The 13658-nt window shown below is 70.1% G+C and carries 12 protein-coding genes and 1 tRNA gene; 4 read left to right on the top strand and 9 right to left on the bottom strand.

The window, feature by feature from the left end; genetic code table 11:
- Positions 1-28 precede the first annotated feature (28 nt).
- From amcA to ABD369_RS22185, 4 genes are read right to left on the bottom strand one after another with little or no spacing between them, the layout of a single operon-like run.
- Positions 29-199 (bottom strand): multiple cyclophane-containing RiPP AmcA, encoded by a 171-nt coding sequence (gene amcA / locus ABD369_RS22170; RefSeq protein ID WP_344638236.1) that lies wholly within the window; start codon positions 197-199, stop codon positions 29-31.
- Positions 196-1338, bottom strand: coding sequence for a cyclophane-forming radical SAM peptide maturase AmcB (amcB, locus tag ABD369_RS22175; RefSeq protein ID WP_344638237.1), 1143 nt, complete (start codon positions 1336-1338; stop codon positions 196-198). The genes amcA and amcB overlap by 4 nt, the downstream gene beginning before the upstream one ends.
- A 20-nt stretch (positions 1339-1358) precedes the next feature.
- Positions 1359-1541 carry a hypothetical protein gene (locus ABD369_RS22180; RefSeq protein WP_344638238.1) on the bottom strand — a complete coding sequence of 61 codons (183 nt, stop codon included), beginning with the start codon at positions 1539-1541 and terminating at the stop codon, positions 1359-1361.
- On the bottom strand, positions 1538-1831 hold the full coding sequence (locus tag ABD369_RS22185) for an ATP-binding protein (RefSeq protein WP_344638275.1): 294 nt from the start codon (positions 1829-1831) through the stop codon (positions 1538-1540). Before ABD369_RS22185 ends, ABD369_RS22180 begins: the two co-directional genes overlap by 4 nt.
- A 489-nt stretch (positions 1832-2320) precedes the next feature.
- On the opposite strand from ABD369_RS22185, the gene ABD369_RS22190 reads away from it, so the two are divergent.
- From ABD369_RS22190 to ABD369_RS22205, 4 genes are all read left to right on the top strand, one after another.
- On the top strand, positions 2321-3541 hold the full coding sequence (locus ABD369_RS22190) for an NsdA family TPR-like regulatory protein (RefSeq protein ID WP_486327275.1): 1221 nt from the start codon (positions 2321-2323) through the stop codon (positions 3539-3541).
- Complete coding sequence (locus ABD369_RS22195) at positions 3538-4065, top strand: GNAT family N-acetyltransferase (protein ID WP_425557721.1); 528 nt, start codon at positions 3538-3540, stop codon at positions 4063-4065. The genes ABD369_RS22190 and ABD369_RS22195 overlap by 4 nt, the downstream gene beginning before the upstream one ends.
- A gap of 312 nt (positions 4066-4377) precedes the next feature.
- A complete protein-coding gene (locus tag ABD369_RS22200) occupies positions 4378-8211 on the top strand; it encodes a DEAD/DEAH box helicase (RefSeq protein WP_344638240.1) in 3834 nt (1277 codons plus the stop codon).
- A 327-nt stretch (positions 8212-8538) separates the two neighbouring features.
- The gene (locus tag ABD369_RS22205) at positions 8539-9111 is read left to right on the top strand and encodes a hypothetical protein (protein WP_344638241.1); all 573 of its coding nucleotides are present in this window, start codon (positions 8539-8541) and stop codon (positions 9109-9111) included.
- Between the two features lie 63 nt (positions 9112-9174).
- Here ABD369_RS22205 and ABD369_RS22210 read toward each other — a convergent pair whose 3' ends face one another.
- From ABD369_RS22210 to ABD369_RS22230, 5 genes are all read right to left on the bottom strand, one after another.
- Positions 9175-9828 carry a M15 family metallopeptidase gene (locus ABD369_RS22210; RefSeq protein WP_344638242.1) on the bottom strand — a complete coding sequence of 218 codons (654 nt, stop codon included), beginning with the start codon at positions 9826-9828 and terminating at the stop codon, positions 9175-9177.
- A gap of 141 nt (positions 9829-9969) precedes the next feature.
- Positions 9970-11286: a hypothetical protein gene (locus ABD369_RS22215; protein WP_344638243.1), complete on the bottom strand. Its 1317-nt coding sequence runs from the start codon at positions 11284-11286 to the stop codon at positions 9970-9972.
- 13 nt (positions 11287-11299) lie between these two features.
- Entirely contained in the window at positions 11300-11530 is a 231-nt protein-coding gene (locus ABD369_RS22220) for a hypothetical protein (RefSeq protein ID WP_344638244.1), read from the bottom strand.
- 472 nt (positions 11531-12002) lie between these two features.
- Positions 12003-12076, bottom strand: a tRNA-Pro gene (locus ABD369_RS22225).
- A gap of 160 nt (positions 12077-12236) precedes the next feature.
- Positions 12237-13481 carry an MFS transporter gene (locus ABD369_RS22230; RefSeq protein ID WP_344638277.1) on the bottom strand — a complete coding sequence of 415 codons (1245 nt, stop codon included), beginning with the start codon at positions 13479-13481 and terminating at the stop codon, positions 12237-12239.
- Between the last annotated feature and the right edge of the window lie 177 nt (positions 13482-13658).

A 13658-nucleotide genomic window follows, 5' to 3' on the forward strand; every position in this document is an offset into this window, starting at 1 on the left:
CACCGGTGTGGTGCGGGACCGGGCGGTGCTACTTGTTCTTGTTCGACCAGTTGTCCCAGGTGGGCCGGTTGTCGAACGACGATCCGGCGTTGTCCCAGGTGGGCCGGTTGTCGAACCCGGCGACCGCGGCCAGATGGCTGGACGTCAGGTCGGCGACCACTGGGGATTCGGTGGCTGCCAGCAGTTCGAGGACGGTCATGCGGCTTGCTCCTCTCGGACGGTATCGGACAGTGCGGTGACAAGGGCCTGCCTGGACACGCGGCAGTAGTTCGTCTCAGTGGTGTCCAGGCGGCCGTTCTCGAAGTAGCGATTGCCGGCCTGGGCTCCCCGGCAGAAGCCGAAGAACTCGCAGGTGGCCTCGCACTTATCCAGGCCGGACAGGAACTCGCGGACGTAACGCAGGTGGTGTGCGCGGTCCAGCATGGAGCCGATGCTCTGCTCCAGGACATTCCCGGCCCGGAAGTCGTCGTACGCCGGGTCCTTGATGCCCGCCAGCTCGGGTGACAGCAGGACCACATCCCCGGCGGAGGAAACGGTCGGTATGGGGTCGATCAACAGCTCGTCCCACGCGGCCAGACCTGCTGAGCGGGCCGCTCGCAGGTAGCCTCCAAGCCGGTCGACCTCCCGGACGGTCAGCTCGCGGTGCTGACGGGACCAGGCGATGGTGCGGCGCCAGAACTCGCGGGCCTGTTCGACGGTAGGAACCGCGCGGTCCGTGTTGACGCCCTCGGTCTCCTCCATGTTCAGCCCCACGCTGTGGCAGCCCAGTCCGGCCATGAAGTCCAGCAGACCCTCCGGATCACCAACGCTCTCCGCGCTGACGACCGCGATCACGGAGAACCTGACGCCGTGCTCTCGCAGCCGGCCGATGCCCTTCATGATCCGGTCGAAGGCCGGGCGCCCGCCCCAGTCGACCCGCTGCTGGTTGAGCGCGGCCGGGCCGTCGATGCTCACCCCGACCCGGAACCCGTACTCGCTCAGGAAGTCGCACCACGCCGGGGTGACCAGTACTGCGTTGGTCTGCAGCGAGTGCTCGATCACCCCGGCTTGCCGCAGCGGCTCGAACGGAGCCAGCAGCTCGGCGAAGCGGCGGCGGCCCACGGCCAGCGGCTCGCCGGCGTGCCAGACGACCTCGACGGGCTGCGGCGAGGCGGTGTCGGCGAACTCGGCGATCGAGTGGGCGACCTCCTCAGCGACTCGGACGGACATCGGCGTACGGCGGCCGCGGTCGGGCAGGTAGCAGTAGGTGCACTTGAGGTTGCAGAAGCCGTCCGGCTGCACGACCACCACTTTCGGATGGCGGGCGATACGGCGCCGGTATCGGGCCAGGGTCTGCATCGTGCTGGCTCCTCGCTAGGTCACAGGGAATCGGCAGGCGGGTCGGCATCCGTCATCGCCGCCGCCACGAGCGGCTGGTGCTCGGTTTGCTGCTCGACTAGGTAACCGAGCAGGCCGAGGACGACGAGGTGGCCGGACACCACCAGGGCTTTCATGGCATCGCCGACCAGGTCACGGCGGGGTCCGCGATGCTGGGCACTCACGCGACGACCCCCAGCTCGGCGTGGACGGTCTTGCCGTGCGGCAGCCGGTCGGCGCCCCAGTGGCCGCGGGTGAGGTGGTGGACCAGGGCGATGCCCCGGCCGCCCTCGACCTGGCCGTCGGCCTCGACCATGACCGGCAGAACGCGGCAGCCGTCGGTGACACGGATCTGGACCGATCTCTCGTCGAGCCGCTGGATCTCGACCCTCATCTGCCGCCGCCAGCCGGTCTTGGCCGCGTTGGTTGCCAGCTCCGAGGCGATCACCTCGGCGTCCTCGACCAGGTACTCCAGGCTTCACTCGGTCAGCTTCGCGCGGACCATCCGCCGGGCCGCCGAAGCGGACTCAGGCCTGTAGGGCAGGTCCGCAGTGGCCGCCTCGGTGACAGTCGAGGCGGCAGTCGCGGTTGCGGCGGTCATGGTGCCTGGAGCCTTCGTCGGGCAACGGACGTGTCCCTGGCTCGCGGGGGCATGCCAGCGGTGAACGTCATGGCGGAACTCCTGGTGAGGGTGCGGATGCGAGTTGGCCGGCGCCAGGCCCGGAACACACGACGGGCCTGGCGCCAGGAGCGCCGCCCCGGGGATGTGGGCGGCGGTTGCGCATCCAGTGAACGACCGTCAGCTGCCTGTCGGTGAGGCAAAGTACGAGATCTTCTGGTCCTCACCAAACCGGAAAACTTGACGGTCTCATTACCCGACCCCCTGCACATCACGTGACAACGCGGCTACGTTGATCGCATGGTGGCCAACGATGCTCTCCGCCTCCGGATGGCTGAACGCCGCATGACGAAGGCAGAGTTAGCCCGCGAAGTGAACGCCGAGGTCAAGATCCTCACGGGGAAGCTCGGCACGGTATCAGAGCGCACAGTGCACAACTGGCTTACCGGTCAGACCCGTTGGCCTCCGGTCAAGATCCGCCTCGCGCTCACGGCAGTATTCGACTGCATGCCCGAGGAACTGGGCTTCGTCCCCACCGGGCGGACCCGCAGCACAACGGAGGAAGACGTGAGGCGACGCGACTTCATAGCGGTTGCCGGAGGCGCGACCGTGGCCACGCTCACCAGCGCCACAGCCGCGGCCGGACCACGTCGGATCGGGATCACCGACATCCAGCAGTTGCAGGCCCGCTTCGCCGAGGTCGTCGCGAGCGACCACCGCCACGGCGGCCGGCTCAGCATCGAGACCCGCGCCGGCCAGCTCGCCGACGAAACCCTCGCCCTCCAAGAGCACGGCACCGCCACCCAGCGGATCAGGGCCCAGCTGTACGCCAGCGCGGCCTCCTTCATGTCGAGCGCGATGTGGGCCGCCATCGACGGCCGCCGCTTCGAAGCCGCCCTCCAGCACCACCAGAAGGCCGCCTCCCTGGCGGCCATGTCCGGCGACAGCGGCATCCAGTTCCGTATCTGGTCCCACGCCGGCAGCCTCTACCGCCACCTCGGCCGCCCCGGCGACGCCCTCGCCGCCAACGACGTGGCCCGCAACCTGCCCATCGCCCGACGCGACCCGCTGTTCGCCTCCCTCGGACACGCCCGCCACGCGGCCATCCACGGCCTGACCGGCGACACCAATGCGGTGCGACGCTCCCTCGGCCACGCGCAGGAAGCCCTTGACCGAGCCGACCCCGGCGCCTCCCGCCCGCTGTGGATAACCGCCTTCTACGACCAGTCGGAACTCGACTCCCTCGCGCTCGCGGCCCACCTCTCCGCCGGGAACTGGGAGGAGGCCGAGGCCCGCGCGCACCGCAGCATGGCGCTTCGCCGGGGCGCCATGCAGCGCTCCTACGCGATCACCACCGTCCGCCTCGCCCACGCCCAGCTCGGCCAAGGCGCCCTCGAGCCCGCCGTCGCCACCGCCATGTCGGTCCCGGCCGAGGTCTCCACGCACCCCCGAGTCACCGGCATGCTGACCGCCTTCGGCACCAAGCTCACCGACCGCGCCGCCGGAAGCGGCCCCGCCCGCACCTGGGCCGAATACGCGCACGAGACCTGGAGGACCAGCACGTGACCATCGAACTCCGCCACCACACCGAGCTGACCCCCGGCGCCCGCCAGGACCTGCTGGACGTGTACGAGGACGTCCGGGCGCCGCTGCTGCACCTGGCCAACTACCGCGTCGAGGCGTTCGCCGAACGCCTCGACCGGCACGTCACCGAGCCCGGCTTCGGACTCGTCCTCGGCTACGACGGCGAAGCACCGGTCGGGTACGCCTACGGCAACACCATCGACGCCGGCGACCGGTACTGGAAGCGCATGGCCGAACCGCTGCCCGACGGCTACACCGACACCCCCGTGCTGGCCATCAAGGAGATCGGCGTCCGCACCCCCTGGCGCGGAACCGGCACCGCCCGCCGCATTCACGACGAACTCCTCGCCCACCGCACCGAAGACCGCGTCACCCTCATGGTCAACCCGCTCGCCGGGGACGGCAAGGTCCAGGCCCTGTATGAATCCTGGGGCTACCAGCCTGTCAACAGCCAGCAGCCCTCACCGGACTCGCCCCGGCTCACCGCCATGATCCGCGCACGCTGACGACAACCGATCCGGCGGGGGGGTACTCCGCGTCTAGTCACACCGACGGCCCCGGGTAACGGACGCATCGACAGGACGGCGACCTGGGCACTCGGCTCGGGTGCTCGGGGTCCGGTAGATCTGCGGGCAGCTGATCGGCACACGAAGCGGCCGGGTGCCGCACGTTCGACACGGGGGCAGTGGGTGCGGAGCGAACACGTGCGGGACCGTCGCCGGGAGGCTCTGCTGGAGTGCTGGCGAGCAATCGAGCTGTTCAGCCCACCGAGCATCCCATCACTGCCACGCCGACGCCGAGCCGCACGCTCCGGTCCCTTGGACGAGTACGTCGTGGACGTGACCCCTCAGCCGGGCCAGGCACTCCTGCCTCTGCCGTGGGACTCGGACCACCCGGCCACCGCCAAGCGCCAGGCACCCTACGGGAAGATGTGGCGCCACGAGGTCTACGGCGGTCTCTTCGATCTGGAGCTGCTTCGCCAGGCAATGATCGCGGTGCTACCCGAAGGCACTAACCCCGATCCCGGGGTGCCGCAGTCGGAGCTGGTGCTGTCCGGGCAAAGCGCCATGTTCGCTCTGGTCCTGGACGAAGAGGGCCGGCCGGTCGACGACACCTCGGTGATCTCTTCGTGCGCGTGGGCCACCGGCCGGCTCTTCGACCCCGGACCGGCCGCATCGGGGTGGCTGGACGGCTTCGACGACCTGAACGACGCCTTCGGCGCCGCGATCGACAAGCTGGCTGCCACCGCCATCCTCTACACCCAGGGGCCGGGTGTCGTGCTCACCCATCGGCCTCACCCGCCAGCGCCAGCGGATCCCGCACCGGCGTCAAGGGCCCCCGGCTGGCGGCAGCTGCTGGCCGAAATCCTGGGCGGTGCGGCCGTAGGCGCAGTCGGAGCACTATTCGGCGAAATCGCCGGCGCAACGGTGCAGGGCGCGGCGGAGCCCCTCGTGCGGCGCGCCGCCGACTGGGCGGCCGCCCGCCGTCGCGCCGCAGAGCACGAGGAGGACGACTGTTCGGGCGACGCCGTGCACGCCGCTGCCGCGGAGCCTGCGGCACCGCTTCAAGGTGCGCTGACGGAGGAGGACGAACCCGGTCCTCGGGCGGTGGGGCTGGCCGACTTGGTGGCGCTGACGGCGCAGATCGCGGACCTGTGCGGGGTAGAGGGGTACCTGCGCCCGCGGGTGATTCGCGTGCGCAGTCGCCTGGTTCACCGTCCGCGTGGCCCCCGGACAAAGGTCGCTGCTGCGGCGCCGTTCCTGAACAGCCTTCTTCCGCCCGACCTGGCCCGCGTACGCGCGGCGGCCGGCAAGGGGATCGGGCCCGCGCTGGACGCCTACCTCACTGAGCGCGACGCCGTTGATGTGTCGGTGCGTACAGATGTGCGGCAGGCACGCGAGGTCGTTCTGGCCGGGGTGGCCCCGACTCTGGTGCCGGCCGGGCGGTGGCCCTCACCGGCGCGGTTCCCGCTCGCGTTGAGCCAGCAGTTCGCGGTCGACCGCATGCTCGCCGACCGTGTGGGCAGCGAGGGCGGGATGTTCTCGGTGAACGGTCCGCCGGGCACCGGCAAGACCACGATGCTGCGCGACCTGGTGGCCGCGTTGGTGGTCGAGCGGGCGGCGGTAATGGCTACGTTCGACCGGCCTGGGCAGGCATTCACCGGCCGGGCATGGCAGGGGTTGGACCGGCAGGGCAAGCACAAGCGCTACGTCGCCCGGCTCGACCCGCGGTTGGCCGGGTTCGAGATCGTGGTCACCTCCTCCAACAACGGCGCGGTGGAGAACATCACCGCCGAACTGCCAGGCCTGGACGCGCTCGGCGAACAATGGCGGGGCGGCCCGGACCACTTCTCCGATCTCGCCTCCGCGCTCCTCGGCGGCGCGCCGGCGTGGGGTCTGGTGGCGGCCGTGCTCGGTAACAAGACCAACCGCAAGGAGTTCAGCGAGCGGTTCTGGTGGGGTCGCCTACCGGAGAAGGAGACCGACGCGCGCACCGCCGCTGGCCTGCCGCCGTTGCGCGGTATGAAGGCGATCCTCAGCGACTGGATCCCGCCGACCGCCATGACCCGCGGACGCCGCCCGGCCGCCGGAGCCGTCGCGCCGGCTGCCCCGGCCCGGCCCGTTCCGCCGTGGCGCCAGGCCGTCTCCGCGTTCCGCGCAGCCGAGGCCGAGGTGGAGCGGCTGCGCGCGCAGCGCATCCGGCTGGCCGCCTCGCTGGAGGCCGTCGAGTCCCCGCAGGCCGGACGGCGGATCGCGGATCTGGAGGCCGCGATCGAGCGGGCCGACGAGCGGGTGGGCGCGTGCACGGCCCGCCTGGAGGCGGCCAATGCCGCCGTCGCCGCGGCCCATGCCGCCACCGCGACCGCCCAGGCCGAGCACCACACAGCCGGCGAACACGTTCCTCGAGCCCGCCAGGAGCTGGCGGCTGCTCGCGCCCAGCTGTCCGGGGCCCGGGAACTGGCCGCGCATCACCGCGAGTACGTGGGCGCGCTGACCGTCCGGTACGACACGCCGCCGACCGTCGAACGCGGCCTGCGCGGCGGGCTGCGCCGGCTACTGCAGAGCCCCGCCGACCGACAGGCCGCCGAGCAGCAACGCGAACGCACCCAGGCCGAGATCATGGACCTGCTGGTCCAGCAACGCCGCGCCCTCGACGGTGCTGTGCGGCAGGTCGCCGACGCTGTCCGTGCCGAGGCCCTGGCCGTCGACCTCCACATCGACGCCGGAACCGCCGTCGTCGGTGCCGCGACCACGCTGGCCACCGCCCAAGCCCGCGAGCAGGCCGCCCTCGCCCAGGAGAATGCGGCCGCCGCCGATCTCGCGTGCGCCCGCACCGCCGCGATGGCGGCCCGGCACGACCTGGACGCCGCCGTCGCCGACCTCGACTCCCGCCACCAGCAGCTGCGGGAGGCCGCGACGACGCTGCCCTCCCTGCCGCTGGGGTGGCTCCACCTCGACGAGCGCGACCAGGAACTCGGCTCGCCCTGGTCCGACGAGACCTGGTCGACCGCCCGCAGCGACCTCTTCCTGCGCGCCCTCGACCTGCACCGCGCGCTCGTCGCGGGGGCCGCCAAGAAGGTCCACGGCAACCTCCAGGTCCTCATGGAACTGATGACGAACGCCAGCGGGCCGATCCCCGACGAGGAGGTCGAGCGTGCCTGGCAGACCCTTTTCCTCCTGGTTCCGGTTGTCTCCACCACCTTCTCCTCCGTCGGCAGCATGTTCGCCCGCCTCGGACAGGGCACCATCGGCTGGGTCCTGGTCGACGAAGCCGGCCAGGCCACCCCACAGGCAGCCGTCGGCGCCCTGTGGCGGGCCCGCCGCGCCGTGCTCGTCGGCGACCCCCTCCAGCTCGAACCCGTCGTCACCATGCCCACCGCCCTTCAGCGCAGGCTGCTGCGTGCCTACGCCGTCGACGAGCAGTGGCTTCCCTCGGCCACCTCCGCCCAGGCCGTCGCCGACCAGACCAACCGCTACGGCACCTACCTTCCCGCCCCCGGCGGCAATGACGAGCACGTCTGGGTCGGATCGCCCCTGCGCGTCCACCGCCGCTGCGAAGAACCGATGTTCACCATCAGCAACGAGGTCGCATATGGCGGCCTCATGGTCTACGGCACCCCGGGCAAACCGTTCCCTGACGAGGAGCGGGACGGCCTGCTGCCCAGCCGCTGGCTCAACACCGACGACCCCACCCGCGCGCCCGACGCTCCCTGGGGCGAACGCGACCGCCGCGCCTTCGAGTTCATCCTCGGCCGCCTCGACCAGCACGACATCAGCCTTGAACGGCTGCGCATCATCGCCCCCTTCCGCGCGCTCGTCGCCGAGTGCAAGAAGATCTGCGGCGACCGCCCCGGCTGGACCTTCGAGGTCCTCGACGAACGCTGTGCCACTGTTCACCGGGCTCAGGGCAAGGAAGCCGACGTCGTCATCCTCGTCCTCGGCGGCGGCCGGGAAGGCGCCCGCGACTGGGCCGCCCGTACCCCGCACCTGCTCAACGTCGCCGCCAGCCGCGCCAAACACCGTCTCTACGTGATCGGCGAGCGCAGCCTCTGGGCCCCGCTCCCCCACTTCGACGTCCTCGCCGCCGAGGTCGAGGTGTTCGATCACCTCCGCGACCGCGATGCCTGGCCTCCAGGTAGCGAGCGCGGGTGAAGCCCATGTGAGCGGAGTTGTGCCGGCAGGCGCTGCTGGGCAACTGCACGTATGGGTCAGCAGAACAGCTGGCTCTCAATTTCGGCGACGAACCTCATGCGTCCTGAACTTCGGTCTTCCGCGTCGTGGTGCCTGTTTGCCGGCCTGGTGTAGCGGTATGTAGCCGGTGATCAGGACGGTCTCATCATTGGCAAGCGTGAGAGCAACGTAGAACTCACGGCACTCGTCCGCGACCTAGCGGGATGGCGGTGGCCTTCCGGGCCAGTAGGACGGCCGCGGTGCATGGAAACCCCCCGAGTTGTCGGCGGTCCATGCGATGGTGTCGGAATGAGCTGCCCTGAGAGCATCACGCTCACCGAACAACAGGTTGACGACCTTGAAGTCAACGGCCTTGTCGAAGACGACGAATACGGCTGCGACCTGACTACTGGACACGAAGGTAGGCATCTGGTCTTCGCCGGTGACATCGCTGCCGACTCGGACATGATGTGGTGGCTCCGCTGGGAGGGCGCCGAGTTCTCCGTCGAGAAGGCGCCGTGTTGTGGTGACTGTGGATTTCCGTTGCTCCCCGCAGATCACGCCGACGGTGAGGGCTGCCGAGCACCGAAGGAGCCGCGCTGTGCGAGCAGCGTCAACCTCAGCGAGACAGAGGTGGCCACTCTCAACGGGCTGGAAGCGGCGGGCTGCGAAGTCGAGGAGAAGGCCACATGCGACCTCAGCCCCTCCCACGACGGCCGCCACAGCGCCTTCGTGCAAGATCAGAACGATGAACTCCTGTGGTGGGTCGCTTGGGACGAAGCAGGGGACCACGTGATTATGATCGCCGACGGGTGCTCTGAACTCATCGGCGAGGACCCATGCATGCTCATGGGCGGTCACGGTGGTGATCATAGGCCCTAGTTGGCTCAGCGACTGCGGCTTCCGCTGCGGCCAAGCTGCCTGCCCGGGTATGGGACTGATGCCCTAGATCAGATCCACGGGCCCGTATAGGGCTGCCTGGGCTCCGGCCGTCAGGGCCCAGTACCGGTCGCCGTACGACCAGTGCCACCACTCCGTGGGGTAGTTGACCAACCCAGCGGCGGTCAACGCCGAGTCCAGTATGTTCCGGTGGTCGCGCGCTTCACCGCTGATGTTGTCCGCCAGCGTGTAGCAGGCGCCTGAGCTCTCCTCCGGGCTGGCGTTCACGCGGGTCCCGAGATCGAGCTCACGGCCATCGGCGTCGATGAGGGTGAGGTCGACGGCGCCGCCGGCGCTGTGCGGTGCGATCTCGGGCGGAGACACGAAGCGGCTGGTCGCGCTGCGCAGCTGGCCAGTTGACCATGCTGGATGATCGGTGCGCAGCTGCGCCGCATAGTCGTCGAAGTACCGGCGCTGGAGAGCAAGCGGCCGGTAGCCCTCGACGAACAGGAGGCGCAGGCCGTCGGGGAGCAGTGTCTGCGCTTCGAGGAGCCGGTTGAGGAGGCCTTGCCGGAGGTGGGCGAAGGCGCCGGCGGGGTCGCGCTTCCGGTCATCTACGCGCAGGCGACCGTCTCGGCGTACGTCCATGAGTGGTTCTCCGCGCTCCTGGACCGGGACTGCGGCAACCCTTGGGTCGGACATCAGGATGATCTCGCTCACGGTGCGAATGATCCCGTAGGGCCTACTACTCGTGGTCCGGTTTGGGTAAACCGGCGCCTGCGTGAGCGAGAACGCCTGCTGCTCGATGGTCCTCGGCCGAGTGTCAACAGAGCAATCGATCGCTGACTCGGCGCATGGCTTTCAGTCTCCGGCGGACGGGAACCTCACCCCGCCCTGCGCCGCGCGTAGCGCGGGCAGCAGGTCCTCGCGGGTCATCCCGAGCCCGGGGTAGGTGTGGACTAGGTCGCCGTGCGGCCACCTGAGTTGGGCGACTGGGTAATCGACCCTGATCTCGTCCGATGCTGCGGCGCCTGCGCCGGCCTCGACGTAGTCGGCGAGGTCCGGCTGGCCGAGCTGTGCCACGAGGTTGCGCAGGAACAGGGCGCACGTTGCCGTGTCGAAGGCGTCCACGTCGTCGCGCTCTAGGACCAGACCGATCCGCTCGCCCTCACGCTCGTCGAAGAAGAAGAGGTTGAGAACCGCGGGAACGCGCTCGATGGTCCACGCGAAGTCGCGGGTGTGCAGGTGTGCGCCGGGCCGCACGGTGGTGAAGAGGTCGCGCAGCGGCTTGTCCATTGGCAGCCGTTCCTGGTTGAAGAGCGCGACCACCTCGCCGTCGTGCGAGGCGACGAGTTCTGCGAGCCGGCGCGCCCAGTCCTCGCCGATGTGCACGATGGTCTGCGTCGCGCGCCGGACGACGTCGGGGTCGGGCCGCTGGGAGGAGCGCTCCAGCCGGGCCTCCTCTTCCGTTGCCATGCGATCGCTCGCCCGGCTCGGGGCATTGCCGTCCGCGACATCCTGCAACCACCGGGGAAGCATGTCCTTGGCCACGTAGTCGTACAGGCCGAAGAACGCGAGCCCCGCGCTCTCGAACGCGTCGATGAAGGCGTCGACGAAGTCGCTGTAGCGGGCCTTGTACTGGCGCGGGGTCTTGCCGCTGAGCACCCACTGGGCAGCTAGCAGCAGCGGCAGCCGTCCGGCCAGCAGGGGGCGCGCCCGGTCAACCAGCTCGTCGCGGCGTCGGCGGGCCGATCGCCAGGAGGACTCCAGCGGATCGCTTTCCAGCGCGTCGATCACGCCACCGAGGGCCGTCAGCGCGCCGAAGGCGATCACCGGCAGCTGGCCATCGTCGAGCTGCTCGCACCCGACATTGGTGGCCTGCTCGTACTTGCCCAGCTTCCCAGCCGCCGTCAGGTAGTCCCTGAGCAGACCAGGCGGTACGCAGTGCAGGTTCTCCGGCAGTCGGCGGTCGGCAAGCGTGCCCTCGACGGGCTGGGTGAAGACCTCCTCCCGGGCCCGGCTGCGCAGCGTGTAGCAGTCCGGGTTGGCGTGCCACTGCTTGCCAGTCTTGCCGCACCAAACCGCGATCTGCGCCCCCGCCCACGGCCCGAGTGGCGCGCCGAGGCCGCTTTCACCGGCGTGCTCCTCCGGCCCAACAGGCGAATCGTGGATCGACACCTACGGTCCCCTCCTACTCGCAGATCTCGGTGCCGCAGCCCGCGTTCCGGATCAGCTCTTGTTGATCCGGTGATGGGCCTTCGGCGACCGGCCCGGCGGATGACCGCAGCTCCGGGAAGAGCGCGGACTCCGGATGCGGCGGCTCGCCATCCGAGCCGTACGGTCCGAACGGGCCCGTCTCGCCGGGGCACCGGGCGCCCAGCAGCAGGCTGCCGCCCTTTTGCCGAAACTCGCCTGCAAGCACGCCTCAGCCTCCGCACGGTCGTGGTCGTCGGCCGATTCTCGCACTCGCGCCGGGGCAGCGATGGTCACTGTGCGTAGATGAATCCGAGATCCGGTCTGCCTCCCGCGCTGGCTCGCCGGAAGGTCCGGGAGGAGCCGCAGGCACCTTCAGCGAGAGGTCACGAAATCGGCTGACGTCTTGACAGATTTCGAAGGGCTCGTTCAACTGCCCCCAAAGTTGGCCGGATTGCGTCATGGGGTGTCGAAAAATCGTTGGTTACGATCCGGTATCGGTCACCGTGGGTAGTCAATTTCCAGGCCTGAACAGGCCCTTATAGGACCCCCTGGTCCCCGGATGCGACCACCTGGGTACCACTTGGTCCCCAAGTGGTCCCCAACAGTGTGCGAACAACTGCTTGTTGAATCTGACGCCGTGTCATACAAAAGGCCGCTGACCTGGGATTTCTCCCGGCCAACGGCCTTTCCGACTCACGTCGGGACGACAGGATTTGAACCTGCGACCCCTTGACCCCCAGTCAAGTGCGCTACCAAGCTGCGCCACGTCCCGTGGTCCTGACGCCTCCGGCTGGTTGCCCTGCGGCCTCCGGTCTTCGGCTTCTTGACCTTGTCCCCGGTTCCCGGCGACGTGGAAAACAATACAGCACAACGGGGGGTGCTCGCTGCCAGGTGTCGCTACTGGCGTGCTGGGGGTCGGTGGGCGGCGCAGGTCAGGGTGTCGGGTGATGGGCGTCGTAGCGGAGGAAGGCGGGGCGGCGGGCCGCCAGGAAGAGGACGGCGGCGAGGCAGGCGAGGCCGCCGGTGATCACGGAGACGGCTGGGGAGGTGAGGGAGGCGACGGTGCCGGACTCGAAGTCTCCTAGGCGTGGGCCGCCGGCGACCACCACGATGAAGATGCCCTGGAGGCGGCCGCGCATCTCGTCGGGGGCGGCCACCTGCATCATCGTGTTCCGGAAGATCATGCTGATGGTGTCCGCACAGCCGGCCGCGGCGAGCAGGGCCAGGCCCAGCCAGAGGTTGTGGACCAGGCCGAAGGCGGCGATGGACAGTCCCCAGGCCGCGACGGCGGCCAGGATGGCGACGCCGTGCCGCCGGACCCGGCCGACCCAGCCGGAGAACGCGGCCCCGAGCAGTGCCCCCACGGCGGGGGCCGCGACCAGCAGGCCGACGGTACCGGGGCCACCGCCGTAGAAGCCGACCGCGACGGCGGGGAAGAGGGAACGCGGGAGGCCGAAGATCATGGCGGCGAGGTCGGCGAGGAAGCTGGTGCGCAGGTTGGGCTGCTCGCGGAGGAAGCGCAGGCCGTCCAGCACCGAGGCGCGCCGCCTGCGCTCGCCGTCGCCGCCGGGCCGCATCGCGGGCAGCCGCCACATCGCGTACAGCGTGGCGCCGAAGGCGAGGGTGTCCACCAGGTAGGCGGCCCGGGCCCCGTACGCGCCGATCAGGACGCCGCCGAGCATCGGGCCCACGGTCGAGCCCAGGTTCATGCTGATGGTGTTCAGGGCGTTGGCGGCGGGCAGCTGACGGCTCGGCACCAGACGGGGGATCATCGAGGACCGGGCGGGCGAGCTGAGGGCGAAGAAGGCCGCCTGCACGGCCACCGCCGCGTACAGCACCGCGACCGTGTGCGAGCCGAGCACCGCCTGCGCCGCCAGGACCGCCGAGACCAGGGCGAGACCGCCCGAGCCGACCAGTCCCAGCAGTCGCCGGTCCACCGTGTCCGCGATCGCGCCGCCGTAGAGACCGAAGACGACCAGCGGCACCAGCGCGAAGAGACCCACCAGGCCGGTGGCGAAGCTGGAGCCGGTCAGTTGGTAGACCTGGACGGAGACCGCGACGGCGGTCATCTGCTGCCCGACCGAGGAGACGGACTGGCCGAACCAGACCCGGCGGTAGTCCGGTATCTCCCGCAGCGGGGTGAGGTCGGCGAGCGCTCCCCTGGTCAGCCGCCGCAGCCGCCCGCCAGAGCGGCCTGCGGCCGGACCGGCGTCCCGGACGGACGCTGACGCATCGGAGCCGGAGCCGGAATCGGAGTCGGAGCGGGAATCGGAGTCGGGGGCGGAGGCGGAGGCCGTAGCCGAGGAGGACGGAGACGGGGACAGAGATGCGGACAGGGACGAGGGCGGAGGCGG

Origin of the sequence: Kitasatospora cystarginea, from assembly GCF_039533515.1 — a bacterium.
Classification (GTDB): Bacteria; Actinomycetota; Actinomycetes; order Streptomycetales; family Streptomycetaceae; genus Kitasatospora; species Kitasatospora cystarginea.

What these genes read in the sequence shown, in the direction of transcription:
- amcA (WP_344638236.1), bottom strand. Translation starts at nt 199, where the DNA reads ATGACCGTCCTCGAACTGCTGGCAGCCACCGAATCCCCAGTGGTCGCC.
- amcB (WP_344638237.1), bottom strand. Translation starts at nt 1,338, where the DNA reads ATGCAGACCCTGGCCCGATACCGGCGCCGTATCGCCCGCCATCCGAAA.
- ABD369_RS22190 (WP_486327275.1), top strand. Translation starts at nt 2,321, where the DNA reads ATGACGAAGGCAGAGTTAGCCCGCGAAGTGAACGCCGAGGTCAAGATC.
- ABD369_RS22205 (WP_344638241.1), top strand. Translation starts at nt 8,539, where the DNA reads ATGAGCTGCCCTGAGAGCATCACGCTCACCGAACAACAGGTTGACGAC.